The sequence below is a fragment of the Sphingobacterium sp. GQ94 genome (assembly GCF_059758715.1).
Map to the genome: position 1 here is coordinate 239,284 of NZ_JCAXEC010000003.1, position 20,563 is coordinate 259,846.

The 20,563-nt window shown below is 35.4% G+C and carries 20 protein-coding genes; 8 read left to right on the forward strand and 12 right to left on the reverse strand.

Going from position 1 to position 20,563, the window contains the following annotated elements:
* Positions 1-885, forward strand: coding sequence for a hypothetical protein (locus tag AC6CHH_RS04435; RefSeq protein WP_498280140.1), 885 nt, complete (start codon positions 1-3; stop codon positions 883-885).
* Positions 886-931: 46 nt separating this feature from the next.
* Here AC6CHH_RS04435 and AC6CHH_RS04440 read toward each other — a convergent pair whose 3' ends face one another.
* The gene (locus AC6CHH_RS04440) at positions 932-1,261 is read right to left on the reverse strand and encodes an iron-sulfur cluster assembly protein (RefSeq protein ID WP_498280142.1); all 330 of its coding nucleotides are present in this window, start codon (positions 1,259-1,261) and stop codon (positions 932-934) included.
* Positions 1,262-1,266: 5 nt separating this feature from the next.
* Positions 1,267-2,505: a glycosyltransferase family 4 protein gene (locus AC6CHH_RS04445; RefSeq protein WP_498280144.1), complete on the reverse strand. Its 1,239-nt coding sequence runs from the start codon at positions 2,503-2,505 to the stop codon at positions 1,267-1,269.
* 32 nt (positions 2,506-2,537) lie between these two features.
* Between AC6CHH_RS04445 and AC6CHH_RS04450 the strand changes: the two genes are divergently transcribed.
* Positions 2,538-3,515 (forward strand): polyprenyl synthetase family protein, encoded by a 978-nt coding sequence (locus AC6CHH_RS04450; protein WP_498280146.1) that lies wholly within the window; start codon positions 2,538-2,540, stop codon positions 3,513-3,515.
* A gap of 71 nt (positions 3,516-3,586) precedes the next feature.
* On the forward strand, positions 3,587-4,363 hold the full coding sequence (locus tag AC6CHH_RS04455) for an amidohydrolase (protein WP_498280148.1): 777 nt from the start codon (positions 3,587-3,589) through the stop codon (positions 4,361-4,363).
* 6 nt (positions 4,364-4,369) lie between these two features.
* Here AC6CHH_RS04455 and AC6CHH_RS04460 read toward each other — a convergent pair whose 3' ends face one another.
* Positions 4,370-4,765, reverse strand: coding sequence for a hypothetical protein (locus tag AC6CHH_RS04460; RefSeq protein ID WP_498280150.1), 396 nt, complete (start codon positions 4,763-4,765; stop codon positions 4,370-4,372).
* Between the two features lie 92 nt (positions 4,766-4,857).
* On the opposite strand from AC6CHH_RS04460, the gene AC6CHH_RS04465 reads away from it, so the two are divergent.
* Positions 4,858-5,358 (forward strand): MarR family winged helix-turn-helix transcriptional regulator, encoded by a 501-nt coding sequence (locus AC6CHH_RS04465; RefSeq protein ID WP_498280152.1) that lies wholly within the window; start codon positions 4,858-4,860, stop codon positions 5,356-5,358.
* Positions 5,359-5,364: 6 nt separating this feature from the next.
* Here the strand turns inward: AC6CHH_RS04465 and AC6CHH_RS04470 are convergent, their stop codons facing one another.
* The 5 genes from AC6CHH_RS04470 to AC6CHH_RS04490 form a co-directional block, all read right to left on the reverse strand.
* Positions 5,365-6,918: an FMN-binding glutamate synthase family protein gene (locus tag AC6CHH_RS04470; RefSeq protein ID WP_498280154.1), complete on the reverse strand. Its 1,554-nt coding sequence runs from the start codon at positions 6,916-6,918 to the stop codon at positions 5,365-5,367.
* A 181-nt stretch (positions 6,919-7,099) separates the two neighbouring features.
* Complete coding sequence (locus AC6CHH_RS04475; RefSeq protein ID WP_498280156.1) at positions 7,100-7,873, reverse strand: Rossmann-like and DUF2520 domain-containing protein; 774 nt, start codon at positions 7,871-7,873, stop codon at positions 7,100-7,102.
* A 2-nt stretch (positions 7,874-7,875) separates the two neighbouring features.
* A complete protein-coding gene (gene ccsA / locus AC6CHH_RS04480) occupies positions 7,876-10,341 on the reverse strand; it encodes a cytochrome c biogenesis protein CcsA (RefSeq protein ID WP_498280158.1) in 2,466 nt (821 codons plus the stop codon).
* A gap of 21 nt (positions 10,342-10,362) precedes the next feature.
* Positions 10,363-10,782, reverse strand: coding sequence for a cytochrome c maturation protein CcmE domain-containing protein (locus AC6CHH_RS04485; RefSeq protein WP_498280160.1), 420 nt, complete (start codon positions 10,780-10,782; stop codon positions 10,363-10,365).
* 124 nt (positions 10,783-10,906) lie between these two features.
* Entirely contained in the window at positions 10,907-12,139 is a 1,233-nt protein-coding gene (locus tag AC6CHH_RS04490) for a dicarboxylate/amino acid:cation symporter (protein ID WP_498280162.1), read from the reverse strand.
* A gap of 60 nt (positions 12,140-12,199) precedes the next feature.
* On the opposite strand from AC6CHH_RS04490, the gene mnmC2 reads away from it, so the two are divergent.
* The gene (gene mnmC2 / locus AC6CHH_RS04495) at positions 12,200-12,865 is read left to right on the forward strand and encodes a tRNA (5-methylaminomethyl-2-thiouridine)(34)-methyltransferase MnmC2 (RefSeq protein WP_498280164.1); all 666 of its coding nucleotides are present in this window, start codon (positions 12,200-12,202) and stop codon (positions 12,863-12,865) included.
* 82 nt (positions 12,866-12,947) lie between these two features.
* On the opposite strand, the gene AC6CHH_RS04500 is transcribed toward mnmC2, so the two are convergent.
* The 3 genes from AC6CHH_RS04500 to AC6CHH_RS04510 are packed head-to-tail and all read right to left on the reverse strand — an operon-like array spanning position 12,948 to position 15,984.
* Positions 12,948-13,448 (reverse strand): FKBP-type peptidyl-prolyl cis-trans isomerase, encoded by a 501-nt coding sequence (locus AC6CHH_RS04500; RefSeq protein WP_498280166.1) that lies wholly within the window; start codon positions 13,446-13,448, stop codon positions 12,948-12,950.
* A gap of 19 nt (positions 13,449-13,467) precedes the next feature.
* A complete protein-coding gene (locus tag AC6CHH_RS04505; protein WP_498280168.1) occupies positions 13,468-15,477 on the reverse strand; it encodes a thioredoxin domain-containing protein in 2,010 nt (669 codons plus the stop codon).
* A 21-nt stretch (positions 15,478-15,498) separates the two neighbouring features.
* On the reverse strand, positions 15,499-15,984 hold the full coding sequence (locus AC6CHH_RS04510; RefSeq protein WP_498280170.1) for a SixA phosphatase family protein: 486 nt from the start codon (positions 15,982-15,984) through the stop codon (positions 15,499-15,501).
* A 303-nt stretch (positions 15,985-16,287) separates the two neighbouring features.
* On the opposite strand from AC6CHH_RS04510, the gene AC6CHH_RS04515 reads away from it, so the two are divergent.
* The 3 genes from AC6CHH_RS04515 to AC6CHH_RS04525 are packed head-to-tail and all read left to right on the forward strand — an operon-like array spanning position 16,288 to position 19,747.
* Entirely contained in the window at positions 16,288-17,319 is a 1,032-nt protein-coding gene (locus tag AC6CHH_RS04515; protein ID WP_498280172.1) for a glycosyltransferase family 2 protein, read from the forward strand.
* Positions 17,316-18,569: a glycosyltransferase gene (locus AC6CHH_RS04520; protein ID WP_498280174.1), complete on the forward strand. Its 1,254-nt coding sequence runs from the start codon at positions 17,316-17,318 to the stop codon at positions 18,567-18,569. Before AC6CHH_RS04515 ends, AC6CHH_RS04520 begins: the two co-directional genes overlap by 4 nt.
* A 20-nt stretch (positions 18,570-18,589) precedes the next feature.
* Positions 18,590-19,747, forward strand: a complete 1,158-nt coding sequence (locus tag AC6CHH_RS04525; protein ID WP_498280176.1) for a glycosyltransferase — start codon at positions 18,590-18,592, stop codon at positions 19,745-19,747.
* Positions 19,748-19,750: 3 nt separating this feature from the next.
* Here the strand turns inward: AC6CHH_RS04525 and AC6CHH_RS04530 are convergent, their stop codons facing one another.
* Complete coding sequence (locus AC6CHH_RS04530) at positions 19,751-20,560, reverse strand: glycosyltransferase family 2 protein (RefSeq protein ID WP_498280178.1); 810 nt, start codon at positions 20,558-20,560, stop codon at positions 19,751-19,753.
* Between the last annotated feature and the right edge of the window lie 3 nt (positions 20,561-20,563).

Here is a 20,563-nt window from a genome sequence, read left to right on the forward strand (position 1 = left end):
ATGATAATCAAGAATATGAATCGATACTACTTGCTATTTCTCTTTTTGGGGCTATTACGTTTCACTCATTCGCAAGAGCCTGTAGCCTATGCATTAGACGAAGAGTTTAATTTGTGGAATTTTCAAAACACGGATACGGCATATGTTTTTGCCGATGTTGCTTATATCCGAGAATATCCTAATTTGCAATCTCAAGTCATCGATTCACTTATACATGGTAAGGTTGTGATAATCAATAGTGAAGCATTTATGGGTAGTATGGTGCGGGGGTTTTACGCGCCATGGCATGAGATCTGCTATATGAAAGACCACCAGAAGCGTAAAGGTTTTATTTGGATTGGCCTGCTCGCTTTAAATGGCACGAAACATCAAAATGGAAACTTGTTTATCTATGGGATGAAGAAGTTCTACTCGTCTTCAGAATGCAGCAGTCAATATTACGAATGTGAAGTAAAAGTTTTTAACAATGAGGGTGATTTTATCACAAAAGAAGCTTTCCACGCGCAATTAGATGGGCAAACAGGTCTTCAGACGAAACTATTACCTTCCATGGGCCTGAAAAATATTGAAAATATCCATCGAATTGCATTTTTAAGTGAAGCATGCGGTATTCCTACACTTTATTATTATTTCGCCTGGAATGGAACAAATCTCATTCAATTTCCACAGAAGATGAGTGTGTCAGATGCAGGTGTGTTTTTCGTAGAAGAAAACATCCTATTCCCTAGTGAACATAAAGGGGATTCTTCGATCATTTTCAAGAACACGCTTGTTGGACAAAATGACGATATTGATGCTAAACACCCACACTATAAGGAATCATCCAACCAACAAATATATCGTTGGGATGGTTATAAGATTAGTGAGGTTATATCGCTACATTAGATTTTTGAATCTACATCTTCTAGCTTGGCTAATTTTTTGCATTATATTACAGAAAACCCAAATCTAATTTTGCCTCTTCACTCATCATATCTCTCGTCCAAGGGGGATCAAAAGTTAATTCTACAACAGCCTCTTCGATACCCTCTATTGCTGCTACTTTTTCTTGCACTTCAGTCATTAATTCACCGGCAACCGGACAGCCTGGTGCCGTTAATGTCATAACTATTTTAGCCTGTTTATTTTCCTTTGTAATGATCTCATAAACTAAACCTAAATCCAATATGTTTGCAGGTTTTAATTCTGGGTCGTATACTGTGGCTAAGGCTTCCTCAATTTGAGTCGCTAAGCCTAATTTATCCATGACAATTATATTCATAACTTTTATGTGTTATTTTTCGAAAGGACGTCCTGATATATAGTTTCTAACCTATTCATAACGATGTCCTCGCTGTAATTTTCAAGAAATTGCTGGTAACAATTTTCTTTAATTTCATTTATTGAGTCGATAGGCAGTTGTTGCCACTTATCTAATACGGATACCAGATCGCTATGGTCGTGAGGATCAAATAACATTCCTGTAGATAAAGGTACGATCATTTCTGTTAATATTCCAATATTGCTTGCAAGAACTGGAGTTCTTAAAGCAAAAGCTTCAATAACAGCTAAAGGCATTGATTCATAGCATAATGAAGGGACAATTACAGCTAATGCACCAGCGATATGATTGTTAAGTGTTTGTCTATTTTGAAATCCATAATAGATAATGTTTTTATTGTTTTTAACAATTAATTCTACTTCTTCCTGCAGTGGTCCGGTTCCAAAAATTTTTAGTTTGTGGTTTGTGGCTTTCCACGCATGTAAAAGAGGGATTATTCCTTTTTCTTGTGAGAGCCTTCCAAGAAAAACAAAACTATTGTCCCTGATGACCTCAGTAGGTTGTAATACTTTAACAAAATTAGGTTTGACCACGAATTTATCGATATAGACGCCAAATTCGGAACGTTGAAAGATTGATTTAGAGAAATCAGATAAAACAATGTATTTTTCAATGTTTTTTAGTGTACCAATTTTTCTGTGAATTCGATAGGTCAGAGCTGTCCAAAATGTTTTAAAGAAAGAATCCTCTAAAACTTTCTTTTTTACAGCATCCCAGGGAAAACCTGAGTTTAATGATCTTAAATAAATGTGACCTTCATGATATAATGTGGCAGATGGACAAATTAGCCTGAAATTATGAAGAGTCATAACCATTGGTATTTTTAGCTTTTTTACGTTTTGTATAAAATAAGGGCCTAAGGCATAGTGTAAGTTGTGGATGTGAATTAAATCTGGCTTATAATCTGCGATGAAAGTAGAAATTTTCTTAGATTCAATCCAGTTCAGAGGATAAAGTAGGTATTGTTTATACCCCTGAAATCCTTTTGTGTTTTTAACGCTATAAAACTCAACAGTATGATTCCTCCTTAATGCATCACTTTCCTGTTGCATCACAAAATCTTCTCCCCCTACATGTTGATATTGATTGTGAATTATGAGTATACGCATATTTGAGTCTAATTGCTGCAATTTACGTAGACCAACGTTAATTTCAAACTTATCGGTCAGTTCAATTCCTCGCAAATTGTTTATCTTCGTGGGAATATTAAATTATTATGTTTGAACAGCACCCTTTATCAAAATTGATTTCGCAATATATACATGATGCAGAATTTCCAGATCAACCTGCTGATTTATATGATCCTATACGATACATTCTTTCTTTATCGGGTAAGCGAATCAGGCCCATGTTGGTTTTGATGGCCTCAGAACTTTTTGGCGAGAATAATTTTGCACAAGCTCTGCCTGCATGCGCTGCCATAGAATACTTTCACAACTTTTCTTTAATACACGATGATATTATGGATAAAGCACCACTTCGCAGAGGACAAGATAGTGTCCATGAGAAATGGAATGATAATGTAGCCATTCTATCGGGAGATGCTTTACTTGTTAAAGCTTATCAAGAATTAGGAAAGTGTCCTATAGACAAAATTGCTCCATTGCTGAATGTCTTTAATAAGATTGCTTTGGAAGTTTGTGAAGGACAACAGTTGGATATGGACTTTGAGGATAAAGCAGATGTTACTGAATCCCAATATATTCATATGATTACCTTGAAAACGTCTGTTTTATTAGGTGGGGCTTTGCAAATGGGAGCAATCTTAGCAAATGTTGATCAAATCGAACAGGAACTAATTTATGATTTCGGGGTCAATTTGGGGATAGCTTTCCAATTGCAAGATGATTATTTAGATGTTTATGGTGATCCTGCCACCTTTGGTAAACAAGTAGGAGGAGATATCCTGAGCAATAAGAAAACAATTTTTTGGATTCGAACACAACAGATGGCATCAGGTGAAAACCTTGACGAATTTAATTCCCTTTTGGAAGATAATACAATAGCGGGGAATGAAAAAATAAGACGCATGAAAACTCTTTATTCCGAGTTAAAAGTAGATCAATACGCTGAACAAATGAAACAAAGGTATATGAGTTTGGCATATAGTCAATTAGAGAAAGTTGGGACATCAATCACCCAGAAGACTGATCTATTAGCTCTAGCTGATGGTCTGATGAATCGCAGCAAGTAAATTATGATATATGCGTAGATTTTCATAATTTGGTACATTCTATACGAGAAAATATTGAGAATAATTAAAGAATGGAGCCTTTAAAAATAACCACATTTCAAGCATATCTATTCTGGGAGAATGTTGACAAAAATCTTCAGAATCTTGGATTAAGGTTATCTGCTTTGCGCGAAAAAACGGATCTTATTATACTACCTGAAATGTTTAATACTGGATTCACAACCAATGTTGAGAAGTGTGCTGAGACCATGTCAGGGAAAACAATGCATTGGTTATATGAAACTTCCAAAAAATTTAATTGCGTGGTTGCAGGATCTTTAATTATTCAGGAGGAGAATCATTATTTTAATCGATTTGTATGGATGTCTCCAGATGGGAGTTTTGTTCATTATGATAAGAGGCATTTATTTTCTTTAGCTGGAGAACATAAGATATTTACTGCTGGTAAGTCAAGGATCATTTTTCAGCTCAAAGGTTGGAAAATTTGTCCTATGGTTTGTTACGATTTGAGATTCCCAGCCTGGAGTAGAAATCAAAATTCTGCTTATGATTTATTGATTTATACAGCGAGTTGGCCAGATAAACGGTCTGCCCATTGGCGAACTTTAATCCCTGCCCGAGCAATAGAAAATCAAGCGTTTGTCATTGGTGTAAACCGGGTCGGTCACGACGGAAATGAAGTGTATTATTCAGGCGGCTCCATGTGTATATCTCCTAGCGGAGACGTGGTATATTACAAACCAGAGGATGAGGATCTATATACATTTACAATATACCCAAAAGATTTAGAGGAAAGCAGAGAAAAATTCCCTTTTTTAAATGATCAAGACCAATTTAAAATCCTTTAAATTAATTTAGTTTTGGTGAGGTCTATTTAATATTGCCTGTTGAATAATAGCTTGGCGAAGGTCAAACGCAGGTATATTATCTAAAATTTCAAGCTCAGGCACATTTAGAGTTAGTTTTTTAAGTTTTGTTGTTTTTTTATCACTCCCCATTTTTTCCCTGTCTTTTTCTTGAGTTGAGTTGAATTTTTCAGAAAAAGTCGTTGGTGACCTTTTAAATACATTCTCTGCGGTATTTGTTTTTACTTGAGGCGTTGGTATTTGAACATGACCTTGTTCCTGAGCCTGCTTCTTAAGCTTTTCCATTCTTAATTTTGCTTTTGCTTGTTCTTCTTTAAAAGATTCATAAATCTTATAAAGAACACCCGCAATAACTAATAAACCGATTATATAAGGATTATCCATATGGATAAAGTTAATGATTTTTTTAGTTAAAATCACATACAATTGGATACTTGATCTTTAATACGAGCTATTGATTGAAAATATTTGGTTTTATGCGAATTAATTTTTTAATTGCATGTACACTTATTATTACCAAACCAACCTTTTATATAATGATTAAACATTCTTTGTATGCAAATGAATTCTATTCCTTTCTTACTGGACGCGTTTCAACAGCAATAGGCAGGAGACTTCAGCGAAACTTTAAAGCCAATGGCTTAAATATAACAGCTGAGCAATGGAGCGTGCTTTTTTTTCTATGGGAAACAGAAGGAATGAGTCAACAAGAAATAGCAAAACTTACTTTTCGAGATAAGCCAAGTGTTTCCCGTTTGATATCAAACTTGGAAAAACAAAAATTATTAGTGAGAGTTTGCAGCACAGGAGATAAACGTACCAATCAAATTTACTTGACGGTACAGGGACACAAATTAAAAGAAAAATGTATGTTACAAGCTGAAAAAACTATCTCTGAAGCATTGAACGGCGTAGATAGGGGATCTATGCAACAAGCTCAACAAATTTTAGAGATAGTTTTTAATAACTTAAAATAGGTTGAACTAGTCAAATACTTCCGGAGCAAAATCACTTCGGTTATTTACCAATTTTCCTGTGTTTTTAAAATAAATCTCCTGAAAGCTTAATGTCGTTTGACTATCAATCCGTCTAAAAAATTTGTCGGCTGAGACCTCTTCTAAAGTATTGAAGCCACAGGCTTCCATGATTTCTACCGTTGCACGGATCGTATTCCGGTGGAATTGAGCCACCCGAACATATTTATCATCAACATTTAAACCTTTGTAAAGATGAGGCCTTTGTGTAGCGACGCCAACCGGGCATACATCTTCATTACATTTTAGAGCTTGAATGCAGCCTAATGCGAACATCATTCCCCTTGCACTATAACAAGCATCAGCTCCTAAGGCAATGACTTTCAGAATGTCAAAACCAGTAACAATTCTACTAGAAACGATGATTTTAATGTGTTTTTTTAAACCGAAGTTAATTAAGGTTGTAGTTACAAAGGCCAAAGCATCAAATAATGGCATTCCAAGATTGTCCGTAAACTCTAAAGGAGCTGCACCGGTTCCACCCTCTGACCCATCAATGGATATGAAATCAGGCATAATTTGAGTCTCTTGCATTGCCTGGCATATGTCTATAAATTCTTGTTTATCTCCAATACATAGTTTAAAGCCTACAGGTTTGTATTCAGATAGTTCACGAAGTTTCTGAATGAATTCCATCATACCAGTTGCTGAATTGAAAGCCGAGTGAGCTGGTGGAGACATGACATCTGTTCCGGGGACAACATGACGAATGGCGGCTACCTCTGGCGTATTTTTAGCAGCAGGTAAAATACCTCCATGTCCTGGTTTTGCTCCTTGAGAGAGCTTTAATTCAATCATTTTTACGTAAGGTCGAGTAGACTTTTCTCTGAATAAATTCTGATCAAAATATCCATTTTCATCTCGACATCCGAAATATCCAGTACCAATTTGCCAAATTAAATCTCCACCGCTGATGTGGTATTGACTAATTCCACCCTCTCCAGTGTTATGAGCAAAATTTTGTAAAGCAGCGCCTTTGTTCAAGGCCGTGATTGCAGTTCGGCTTAAGGCTCCGTAACTCATAGCTGATATGTTAAACACACTTAAATTATAAGGCTGTTTACACTGGCTATTGCCGACTAAAGTTCGAAGATTGTGATTTTCTATATGGACTGGAAAAATACTGTGCGCAGCCCATTCATTTCCAATGGCCTGGGGATCACTTTGCATACCGAAAGCAACAGTTTCACGCTGATTTTTTGCGCGTTGATAGACAATGGAGCGTTGGCGCCTATTGAATGGACGTCCGTCTGTATCTGACTCCCAAAAATATTGTCTTAATTCAGGTCGAATAGATTCAAAAAAATATCTAAAGAAACCAACTACAGGATAATTACGTAAAATAGCATGTTTTGTCTGAAAACTATGGTATAACGCAACAATTAAGAGCGGAAGTGGAATCGATAATAACCAAAACCAACTGGATGTAAAAATTAAACCGAATGAGATGATGATTAGGTTGATAACCAAAATGATCCCCAGGATGAGTTTTCTAAAAGGCATGATAATAATATTATTCTAATTTCAAAAATATTTATTATTCCCAAAATATTGATTCATCTATAAATGTGCCACGTTTAACCTCAGAATCAAATACGGGTTATCTTAGCTGCAAAATTAGTAAGTTCATTGATGATAATGAAAGATTTAGGATTAAGAATGACGATTTGCTGAATTCCTAAATTTATGAATCGTTCTCTCTAGTTTTTGTAATAAGGGTTGATATTTTTTGGTAAATAAGTTGCCAATCAGGATTGGAACTAATAAACTGTAAATGCTTTTCCATTGTGATTTTGTCATTTCTTTGCGCGGGGCCGGTTTGAACCTGTTTTGGAGCACTCGTTTGTACTTTATCAGCCGTTTCTTTAATAATTGGTAGGATCAGCTCAAAAGGTAATTGATGCTGATTCAATATTTCATAGGCTACTCCGTACATTGCATTGGTGAAATTATTCGCAAAAACTGCCGCTACGTGGATCGACATTCTTTGTTCGTTTGAACATAGAAATACTTTTTGAGAAATTTTGGACGTTAAATCCCTTAGAACATTTAGTGTTGACTCATTGTTTGCTTGAATTCCGAATGGTGTATGTGATAGATCTTGGATGGTCTGCTTTGAAAAGCTTTGAATAGGGTATACCACGCCATGATTTTTAAAAATTGACAAGACCTCAATAGAACTCGCTCCTGAACAATGAACAACAATTCCTTGAAGGTGTAATGGTAGTTGGCTTATTACCTTGGTAATAGCAGTATCAGTTACCGCTATAAAATATAAATCAGCGCTTTGATCTAACTGCTTTAAATTATTAATGGCTTGAGCAGAAAGAACATTAGCCAATGTTGTGGCATTGATTAATGTTCTACTGAATACTTGGCTTATAGTATGACCAGATGCTGTAAATGCTTTCCCTAAATGGCTTGCTATATTTCCACTACCGATTAATACAATTTTCATGGTCAGGTGGATTTTACACCTTTAAACTTTGCGTCTTTTATCCTGCGAAAGATTGCCATACAAAATCCGATGGTCATGACTATGGTTCCACACCAGAAAAAATTTATATAGGGGAATTTAATCGCCTTAAATACCACCCATTTTTTCTCAGGTAGTGGTTTTTGATAAGCCATTAATTCCAACTTATTTTGATCTGGTAATATTTTTGTAAACCTGAACCTCAAACCTTGTTCTGGAACATCTTTAAAGAAGTCAAAAGTATTGCCTGCTTTGATTAAGAAAATAGGCTCTACTGGATATTCTTTCCCTTCAGATGCGACTACTCTAATTTTTAAACCAACCAGAAGATCATCCGCTTCTTTAGGCATGTTTTCAAGCGTTGCATCTTTATTAATGCCTTCTATGATGTAGAATCCATTTCTGTAGCGAAGTGTATCGCCGATTGACACTTGATATGTAGCAGGCTCTTCGTATTCTTCAAATCCAGCACTTTGATTTTCTTGTTGGCCTTGAGCAGGTTTTTGAGAATCAGAAGCTGCTGCAGTAATCAAGGTATAGATGTCATGTGTGAGGAAATGTTTTGTTCCCGGAGTACCTATGAGTCCACCCATTTGAGGGTTGTTTTGGGCAAATGGACTTAAAATAAATGAGTTCTTTACCTCTGCGGTTTCTTCATCGATTTCTTCGTATTTTATTTTATAATATACGTTTGGGGCAGCTACACTATCGCCTATATAAGTGATTCTATATTTGCCCATTTGGACTGGCTCATTTTCTGTTAAAAATAAGTTGTCGCCTGGTTTTTCCACCTCGTCAAATCCAGCTACAGCAATGTAATTTGCACTATTTACCGATATTATCTCGTTCGTGGCAGCTGCGACTAAAGCGCCTATTAGTAACAATCCAAATCCAATATGAGAAACTGCTGAACCAGCTAGTCTCCATTTTCCTTTAAAAGATTCACTAAGTACTTTTACGTTAACCAAAATGCAAAATACAGCTGTAAATGTGAGTAAAATATACATGATGTTCGTGTATACTTTCATAACATAAACAATTCCAGCTGCAATGACCAAGGCAAAAATTAATGAGGCGATGGTGGCGGCCCAAAACTTTTTTGAGTCCGTTCTTTTGTATTTTAAAAACTGAGTAAACCCTGTTAATAGCATTACTACAACAGCAAAGGCACCTTGCCATTTGTTGTAATGAGCAATTGGATCAAGTGGGGGAGCTACCTTAGTGTCGAAAATAGCATTGAATACTGGAATTGAGGTTGTAGCAATCATTTGTACACAGGCAACTGTAAGTACTAAAGCGCCTATGAATAGCCAAAATTCACGAGAGTAAATATCTTCTTCTTTTTTAGTGATTGGCATCTCTTTTTTGCGAAAAACAAGTAATAAAATCATAATTACAAAAAAAGCGATGTTAAAAAAGATCAGTTGACCTGACATTCCCAAGCTTGTAAATGAGTGAACAGAAGTCTCTCCAAGAATACCACTACGCGTTAAATAAGAAGCATAGATTACAAGAATGAAGCTAATTAAACAAAGAAAGGCTGCTGTAAAATAGGCATGTCCAGTATTTTTAAAGGCAACCATAACGTGTACAGCCGCAATCAGGGTCAGCCAAGGAATTATAGAAACGTTTTCCACAGGATCCCAAGCCCAAAATCCACCAAAGTTTAAGGCTTCATAAGCCCAAAAAGATCCCATGATTATACCAGCACCCAAAATCATTACAGCAAACAAAGCCCAAGGTAATCCAGGGTTTATCCATTCTTTGAAACGTTTTTGCCAAAGACCTGCTGCTGCATAAGCAAAAGGTACAATCATTGATGCAAAACCCAAAAATAAGGTTGGAGGGTGGATCACCATCCAATAATTTTGTAATAATGGATTTAATCCCCGACCATCTTTAACCATGCTAAGGTAGTCTGGGTCCTGTAGAATTGGCCAATTCATCGCATCTCGTAATAAAATAAAAGGCGAACTACCGATACGGCTTCCGAAAATTTCTACTCCAATCAACATGGAGGATAAGAAAAGCTGACAAAGCATTACAAAAGTCATCACTGGACTTTCCCAGCTTTTGGCTTTAAATAACAGGATACTGCTCAAGACAACTTGCCAAAACATCCATAACCAAAAGCTTCCCTCTTGTCCTTCCCAGAATGCTGAAATTATATAATGAGTTGGAAGGGTCATGGAGGAATGCGCATAGGCATAATGGTATTCAAAGAGATGATTATAGATGATATAAAATAGGGTTGCCCCTATGATAACAATGGATGTTGCGTTGATCCAAAAACCAATACGACCCAATGTTTTCCAAGAGTTCTCTTCAGGATACTTTGACGCAAAAAAATACGAAATGAAAGACAATAAAGCGGCTCCAAATGCTAAAATAACGAAAAACTGGCCAATTTGCCCGGGCAGTAAGTTTTCTCCAACGTAATTTACGTCCATATAATATTGTGGTATTTTTTATTAGTTAATCAATGCTGTTGATTGAGTCGATGTACTCTCGATTACTTCCATTTGATCCTGATTATATTTCGATGGACATTTCATCAAAATTTTGCTAGCATGAAAAACTTCACCTTCCATTTTTCCAGTCAAAACAATTTGTTCAGATCTTTCGATGTCTTGAGGTTTTGATCCTTTAAATACGATTTGACATTCAGTGCTATCCTTGTCATACATATAGAAAGAAAAGTGATTGGCATCCTTAACTGGATTATAAATCAATTCTTTTTCTTTGTTTAAAACACCAACAACATACAATTCAGTTTTCTTTTCCCGAGCTTGTTCAAAATTGGAATAGGTGCTAGAATCTGTATATATGACAAGTATCATTGCAATGGAAATTGCAATAATAACGATTAAAATGATTGAACTTTTCTTCATCTTATTTTGATATAAATATGATCAACTGCAAATTTACATATTTGTACATCAAGGAATGAATTTGCCAAAAAATAAGAGCTATTTAGAATCTTTCTTAATTAAAAAATGGTTTTTGGGTAATTGATTATGAATCAGCTTGATCAGAGGTGAATTTTTCTTTTGAAAACCGTGTGACTAACATCGCAGCCACGGTGTCACCAGTGGCGTTCAAGACAGTTGCTAGTGGATCCACTAGAGCTCCTATGATTAAAATAGCAGGAACAGCTTCATTTGGTATGCCATAGATTGAAATCATTAACATTTCACCAATGAATCCCCCATTTGGAATTCCTCCAGCCACCATGGAAACCAATACAGTGATACCAACAGCAGTGATTAATGTTGCAGGTTCGAAGAAATTCCAACCCAATATTGAAAAAGCAACATATATTTTTAAAATTGAAGAGATTGAAGAACCATTTTTATATAATGTATTGCCAATCGGGATGACAATATTGGCAATTTCTTTTGGAATGCCTATTTTTCTCGCTGCAATAAGATTGGCTGGTAAAGTTGCTAGACTGCTACAGGTACTTATGGAGGTTAAGGAAGGTGGAATATTGTTTTTCCAAAATGAACTTACTCCCAAAGAACCTCTTGCAAGAAAAGCATAGAGAGTATAAAATACAAAAAAGAATAGCAGACCAAAACCATAATAAAAACCTAGAGGCTTAGCATAAAAACCAAATAGCTCAGGTCCTAATGTTTTTACTTGAAATGCGAAATAAGCACCAAGTCCGATTGGACCTGCCTTCATGATCAATATTAGAAGATTCTCCATAACTTTATTTCCAGCATTTAGGAAATTGGTGAAATCCTTACCCGCTTGACCAGACTTACGTGTAGCTGTTCCAACCAATAGAGAAAATATGACAAAAGCTAATATGCTTTTCCTAGATAAAAGATTTGCAAATTCATCGACTGATAAAAATCTTACTATTCGATCTCCCCAGGTTTCATTTGTGTCCGTTGTAAGGGATTCAACAACTGCTGATACATCTTTTTCGGCAGTTACCGGGAAAACCCAAAGTCCTGCTATAGTGGCCACAGCAGCTATTATTATGGTGAGGACAAAAACAATAGTCATAATTCCTATTGTTTTTCCGAGTTTGTTACTGTCTTCGATATTTGCTATCGAGGAAGAAATCGCAAAGAATAACAAGGGAATAACGGCAACGAAGAGTAGATTCAAGAAAATATCTCCAATTGGTTTTAAGACAGGGACGAATTCAGGTAGGAATATTCCTATGAAACTACCTACAGTTATTCCAACTAATAGGAGGATAATATTCCCGTAATTTTTAAGAATGTTATTCATTTATGAAATTTGCTAATGCTAAAATAGTTGTTTTTATTCTACATTTGAGAAAAAAATGAGATGGAATTTGTTAAAACTGCTGACGGATCAAAAACTTTATATCAACACGAGATAGGTGAACACTATCACTCTAGACATGGAGCATTACAAGAAAGCTTACATGTTTTTCTTGCTACTGGTCTGAAACATTGGTTAGCGAAAGAAAATAAACAAGTCGTTTCTATCCTTGAAGTAGGGTTTGGGACTGGATTGAATTTTCTTCTTACAGCAGATTTTTGCCATAAAGAGTCAATTGGACTTCGTTATGTTGGGATTGAAGCTTATCCGTTATCTCAAAAACTTTTAATAGAATCTGGGTACGAAGGATATGTTGAAGATACTATATGGAAGTCCTTTCAAGATGGTTATTCTATTGCATTAAACGATAAAGTTCAAATGACTAAGGATATTAATCTTGAAATAGCACATCTAAAATTGATGAATTTTAATTCTGATGAGCTTTTTGACATAATTTATTTTGATGCATTTGCTGAAATTCATCAACCTGAAATGTGGACAATGGAAACTTTAGCCCATGTCAGTCAATTTCTACGGAAAGGGGGAGTATTCGTTACTTATGCCATTACTGGAAACTTGAAAAGATCTATGAAGTCATTAGGTTTTAAAATTGAAAAGGCGCCTGGTGCACTGGGAAAAAGAGAAATGTTACGTGCTACCTTGGTTTAGAGCGCTTAAATATTTTTCAATGCCGAGGGTTGAAAAAAATGGTGCTAAACATTTTACTTTAGCACCATTTGATTATCTTTATTTAGTGTGCTTCTTCGCCATCAGCTCCATGGGCATGACCGTGAGATAATTCTTCCGGAGTAGCCTCACGTGTAGAAATAATTTCGATATCGAAGTTTAATTTCTTCCCAGCCATTGGGTGGTTTAAATCAGCAACAACTACCTCAGGGGTAACCTCAAGAACCACAGCTCTAAACTGGTTTCCTTGGTTGTCTTGCAAAGGAATAACTTCACCAAGTGGAGGTAATCCCATTTCTTTAAACATATCTGCAGGCAATTGCGCTACAGCTTTATCATCACGTTCACCGTAGGCATCTTCGGCGCCTAATTCGAATGAAATTTTTTCTCCAGCAGTTAAGCCAGATATGTTCTCTTCAAATTTTGGAAGCATCATTCCAACTCCATATAAAAATGTTAAAGGATTTTCAGTGCTTGTTTCTTCTACAAAAGTTTTCTCTCCATTATCTTCAACTGTATGAAGAACGTAATTCAACGTAACCACGTTGTTGTTTTCTATTGCCATTCTAATTAGATTATGGGAACTAATCCCTGTTATTATTTATTAATTCTAGCACATCTGCAATCGATCCTTTGGGTAGACTACACGTTTTATTTTGACAAAGGTAGGCTTTTGATTTTAAACCTGCTTTATCCTTTAACAAAGGTAGATCGCTAATTGTTCCACCTAATGTAATTTTATTTGGAATATAATACTGGTCTAGTTGCCTTCTCCAGGTGAAAATTTCTTCTCCTGTGAAAGCAATTTCCCATACAGGAAAGACTAATTCAAGTAGTTGAATAGACCAATTTGAGTAGGCAGATCCGTACGATTTTATATGTGGTAGCACATTCGCAAAAACCTTTTCTGCTATGTTTGTTAATGTTGGATCATCGAATAGTAATCCCAGTTTAAATAGCTGTCTAACCAGAGTGGAACTTGAGGAGGGTATTACATTATCCATAATTTCACTTTTTCTAGCAATAAGCTCTTCAGCTTGTTCACTGGTATAATAGAACGTATTGAGCTGCTCATCATAAAACAAAGAAATGGCCGTTTGAGCTAATTTTTCCGCTTTTTTTAACCAAATTTCATTAAAAGTTGCCTCATATAAACAAATGAATCCTTCAATTGTAAAGGCATAATCATCTAAAAAGCCGAGAATACTTCTGTTTTTATCGCCTGGTTGATGAAGTAGTTGATTTCCAAGGGTACACTCCTTTTCAATAAAATTTGCAATACCTATGGCAAGATCTAAATATTTTTCAGTGCCAAAAACACGATATGAATCTACTAATCCTTTCAAAAACAAAGCATTCCAGCTCGTGAGTTGCTTATGATCTAGTCCTGGCGCTATCCTTTTGTTGCGGTAGTTTAATAATGTGGATTTAAATTCTTTCTGCAATTCTTCCCATTCTTTACTATCAAATCCAGCATCATGAATGATTGATTGATAATCTGTTAATATGAAAGGAATATTGGTGCTTTCTTCTTCCCAATTACCTTCTGCACTGATGTTGAAAAATTGTTTTGCTAATTCAGCGTTTTTGCCTAGGATTTCAAACTCCCTTTCTGAAAAGGTGTAAAATTTACCTTCGACACCTTCACTATCGGCGTCTAATGCACTATAAAATCCTCCATTGGAATCGAGCATTTCTCTTTGCGCCCAATCAATAGTTTCTTCGACAACATTTTTATATTGTACATCTGCGCTATGTTGGTAAGCCTCACTATAGAGACTTATCAACTGGGCGTTGTCATAAAGCATTTTTTCAAAATGTGGAACATGCCATTTATGATCGACGGAATAACGTGAAAAACCTCCACCAATATGGTCATAGATTCCACCACTTGCAATTTGTTTTAATGTAAAATGTACATGATTTAACAGTTCCTGATCACGAACTAAAAATCCATAACGGAGCAGAAATATCCAGTTGTTTGGAAGTGGAAATTTTGGAGAACGATTATATCCTCCATTCTGTTTATCAAACCGTAGTTTCCAGGGATTCACAATTTGTAAAAGATCTTCAAGAGTATATTGTTTAGGAATTTCTTGGATTGGAAGTCTTTCGGAATCTTGAATACCTTTTGTTAATCTCTGCGCATAATCTAGAGCAATCTCAGGTTTCTCCTCCCACATTTTTGCTATTTGGAGAAGCATTTGTTGCCAATCCTGAGGCTTGAAGTAAGTTCCGCCATAAATAGGTCTTCCGTCTGGTAAACAAATGCAGTTTAGTGGCCATCCTCCAGAATTAGTCATCAATTGTACGGCTATCATATAAATTTGGTCTATATCTGGACGTTCTTCTCGGTCAACTTTTATCGGAACAAAAAACTGATTCATGGTCTGTGCTATAGCCGGATTTTCAAAACTTTCCCTCTCCATCACATGACACCAATGACAGGCAGAATACCCAATGCTAACAAGTATGAGTTTGTTTTTAGCCTTTGCCTCATTTAAGGCTTCTTGACCCCATGGTTGCCAATCAACAGGATTTTGTGCATGTTGTTTTAAATAGGGGGAGTTCTCTTCCAATAGTTTATTTGCCATACTCTACGAAGGTAAAAACAATTATTTTAATAATTTAACTACCTTTGAGTTACCTGATGAAAGCATCGAGAAGGTAATTTGATCGTCCAGTTTTAATTCCACTACATTGCTTGTACTTAGATCTAAATAGGAGTCACTTATATAATTAATCAAATTTGACAATCCAGGATTGTGTCCAAAAATTAATACTTTATCATACCGATCTGCCACCTCATTAATAATGTGAAGAATATCCAGGTGATGTCCTTCATAAATCCGCTCATCTTCTAAAAGATCTTTGATTGGATAGCCCAGGACGGGCGCAAAAATTTTTGCTGTTTGTATTGCCCTATTTGCTGAAGAAGAAATAATAAGTGTATTTTGGTCCACCTGAAGAGTATGCGAGAGCTGTTTTGCAATATGCTCCGCTTTTACTACACCCAATGGAGCTAAGTTGCGCAGAAAATCTGTAGTGGTAAAACTGTGATCTTCTGCTTTTGCGTGACGGATTATATACAATGTTTTCATGCTATAGACGTGGTGGTGAGCATGCTATAAAGTTATTAAATCTGATAATATGTTAGGTGGTTTTTAAGGAATATTTAACATAATATAAGTGAAACGGATAGAATTAATCTTCAATTGTAACGTTTATATGATAATTGTCGTTTACTTGGCAAAAGTTTTGCTTAACAGAAGAGCTGTGAATGGGTTTAGCTAACGAATTTCACACAAAAAATGAAAACCCTAGACCCTCATTAAAAAAGTGAATTTGCTAATTCAAGTTTTTGAAATTGCTCTTTATTAACAAATTCACATAGGAAAATTCGTATGAACTCAAATAATATTCAAGTATCCGTAATTATTCCAATTTATAATGCAGAGCCATTTATTGGCCAAGCAATTCAAAGTATACTTGATCAAACACTAAAAAAATTTGAAATCATTCTTGTCAATGATGGAAGCATCGATGCTTCAAAATCTTTGTGCCTAAATTACTTAGACAGGGACAATCGGATTAGATTCTTTGATTCAGAAAATAGGGGTGTTTCTTTTGCGCGAAATTTAGGATTGCAAGAAGCAATAGGTGAATATGTCTATTTTTTAGATGCTGATGATACCGTGGAGAAGGACTTCCTTGAAACAGCGATGAATGCGGTGAAAACAAATACAAGTGATATTATAGTTGTTGGGGAATATTATTGTCGCAGAATCAAGCATGTTCCCGCCTTGCCTACTTGCGCAATGATGCTTAGACGAATGTTCCTAAACAAGTACAACGATATCCGGTTTCCTCAAGGGATACAACCGTGTGAAGATGGTTTGCTTTCTCATCAGTTATTGTCGCTTACTAAGAAAATTTCTTTTAATCCCTACGGAAAGCATTATTATAGACAACACGAAAACCAAAATCACATTCAAATTAATAATAACAGTTGGACAGTGATTAATCAAATTCCTTCATGGCTAGTCATCCTAGATGAATTTTATATTAAGTTTGATTTTTATAAATCCAATAGCTTGAACCTAGCACAATTTCTTAAACATGAATTGCTAGAGCTAAGGTACCTTTCCATGAAATTGGATGGTTGGCAAAAGGCTTATCTTTTTGGATTGTTCCAAAGATTCTATCGGGAAAAGTTAGCTCAGAATTTGCAGGAAAAAGACTACAAAAAACTGGGAATAGTTTTTATGAATTTTGTTTCTGCAAAGGATCATTATATTTTTGATACTTGTTATCTTAGAATTAAAAAAAATTACCGATTGAAGGAAAAAATTGGTCTTTTATTAATCAAAATAATTCCTTTTTCAGCGACCAGGAGACGTTCAAGGATGAAGATTTATGAAAGGTTTTCCGTATGAGAATTCTACTAGTTCAGAACATTAATTATATAATGGGTACAGGTGGGACAGAAAAGATGTGTTCCTTTTTGGCAAATAGATTAGATGATCTTGGCCACCAAATTGTGGTTGCCACACAACAAAATATCAAAGGTCACCCTATATTTCCTTTAAATGAGAAGGTCCAATTGAAGAATATTTATGATTCCTCATTGCGGCAAATTAACCTTCTTCCTCTTTATTATTATAAAGGAAACAAACCATTGTTGTGGTTGAAATACAAAATAAAAAAAAAGATAAATAAACTAAAAAACTCGGTTACTCGCAGAAGATCGGCAATGAGAGATAACGATCAAGTTTATCTTTATAATTTAAAACAGCGATCCTTAAAATGGAAAATATTTATTGATTCATTAAACCCCGAGCTGATTATCACCATGTCAATTGGTTCACTTTTGGAAATCTCTTATGACAATTCATTTGATATACCAATTATTGATTCTATTAATGGACGCCCGGATTATGATTTTACAGATAGAACTGGATATAGAACAGATTTAGAGATGGAGCTTCTTAGAAATTCTTTTTCTAAATTGGCTGCCGTTCAAGTATTATTTGATAGTTACCATCAATATTTGCCGGAACAATTTAAGGGTATTGTACAAACCATAGCCAATCCGATACCTCAAGTTGCTGATCATCAAGTTATCGATCATTGTCAAGAAAAGAAAAGATATAAAATCATTAATCTGGCGTCCTTAACACTAGCTTGTAAACAGCAACATTTAGTGCTGAAGGCTTTTGCAGAAATTGCAAAACAATATGTAGATTGGGACTTGGAATTTTGGGGTGTTGGAGAGGATGAGAAGATTTTGCGGGATTCAATTCAAAAATTCGACTTGTCAGATAGGGTTTTCTTAAAAGGGTTTACGAATAAACCCCTGGAAATATTGAGACAAGCAGATATATTTCTGTTTTTAAGTAAATATGAAGGTTTTAGTCTAGCCCTGGGAGAGGCAATGTCGGTCGGGCTACCTTGTATTGGTTTTATAAGTTGTTCCGGTGTAAACCAGCAGATAGAAGACGGGAAGACAGGGTTTTTAGCAAAAGATCTTACGGAAGCAGTAGAACATCTAAGAACGTTAATTTCAAAACCTAAATTAAGAACTGAAATGGGGATATCTGCTCATCATCAAATGGTCGCTTACAAAGAAGAAATAATCATTGATGGCTGGCTTGGATTAATCCGAAAAGTGATCCAAACACAATAAAATAATTGAAAAGAAAATTTATGAAAAAAAAAATAGTGTATTTTTTGCCAGATAATCCAATTAGCGATAAAGCAGGTAATACAACGCGCTGTTTCCAATTGTTATCCTATTTTGAAAAAAATCATGAAAATTTGGATGTTGATTTTGTTTCTTTTCTACCCTGGGAAGCCGATAGCGAGAATCTGTTTAAGAAGACATTCCCTCACATTCAATTAAAACTTATTCCGAAAAAAGGCCCCAAAAAAAACAATTATTTAAACTATTTATGGGTCGATAAAATACCCAAAGTTTTGCGGACTTTATTCCAAACAAAAGATTTCATTAATCAGGTCACACCGTTTATTGAAAAGGAGTTCAAGCGACATATAACGGACCAATATGATATTTCATTAATTAGTTATGCCTCATGGGGTAAGCTAAATTTATCTATTAAATCGGCCTATTCAATTATTGATACACACGACTTCATTACCAAACAATTTATAGATCAACAGAAAAATAATGTTCAAAAAAAAATAGGAATATTATTTCAGCAAGAAATTAACATCCTAAAGGATTTCGATGAAATATGGAGCTATTCTATGGAGGAGCATTATATCTTTGAACAATTTTTAAAAAACAGGGTTAAGTTAATGCCTGTTTCATTTCCCGTGCATCAACTAAAAGCTGTACGTGAAATTAATATCCAAGTGTTGTATGTTGCTAGTGATAATCCACATAATATTAAAAGTCTGGAATGGCTTATATCGGAGGTGCTCCCCCACATTCCTGGTATAAGAATATCGGTGATTGGTAAAATATGCAAACATATTCCTGACCACGAATTCATTGATAAACTGGGAGTAGTCGATGAGCTAGATACCTATTATCAAAGGGCAAAATTGACGATATGTCCTATGTTAAGTGGAACTGGGATCAAAATTAAAGTGTTGGAATCGCTATCCTATGGATTGCCAGTAGTTACCAGTAGAAGAGGGGTTGATGGACTTATCAATAAGACAAATAATGGTTGCTTAGTGAGTAACGATTCATTGGAGTTTGGTTCAATGATTAAGGATTTATTGACTAATCCAGAATTATATGCCGAAACTTCTCAACAGGCAAGGGCTTTCTTTAAACAGAACTATTCTTCGGATCGGGAATTGAAATTATTAAATGAAATATTTTTAAAAAAATAGCTTTTAAAAAATTCCGAATTCTGCCCATGTTTTATGTGCAGTTATTGTGTCGTTTAAAATTTTTATATTGTTTTGGAGATTTGATTTACTATTTTCTTTATGATACAGATGGTAAGCCACTGCAGAAAATTTAAGAAATCGTTTTTTCAAGCCTAAATTTATCAATCTCATTGCCAATTCCGCATCTTCACTTCCCCATCCTTGAATGGACTGATCATAACCGTTTACAGCCATAAGGTCTTTTTTCCAGAATGACATATTGCAGCCTCTTAAGGCCGTTGGTTTATTTTTTTTGTAACGGTCTGCCAAAAAAAATGATAAGGGTATATTTCGTATACTATTTAAAATTGTTGATAAAGGGAACTTATACTTTTGTATTTGGCTAAGGGTTGTAAGGTTTAATAATTCTGAGCTATGTTCCTTCGAAAGCCAGACCCTGCTACCACATAAAAAGGCTTCGTTCTGAGCCAACGCTAGATGATCTGAAATGAAGTGAGGTTCTAACAGAATATCTCCATCAACTTGAATAATATATTCACAACTGGCTTTCAGAATTGCTTTATTACGAATTTCACTTAACCTGAACCCTTGATCAGGATGCCAAACATGAACAATTGGAACAGGCGAATCAAACCGAAGCTGTTCAATAAGTACTTTTGTTTGCACATCAGAACCATCGTCTGCGATAATTATCTCGTCTGGGAGGTGGGTTTGTTTCCAAATGGATTTTATGCAAAGCCGTAGAGCATCTGGCCAATTGTAGGTAGCGACCATAATGCTAACGCTGGGGACATTTTGTTGTTTCCTAATCATAAA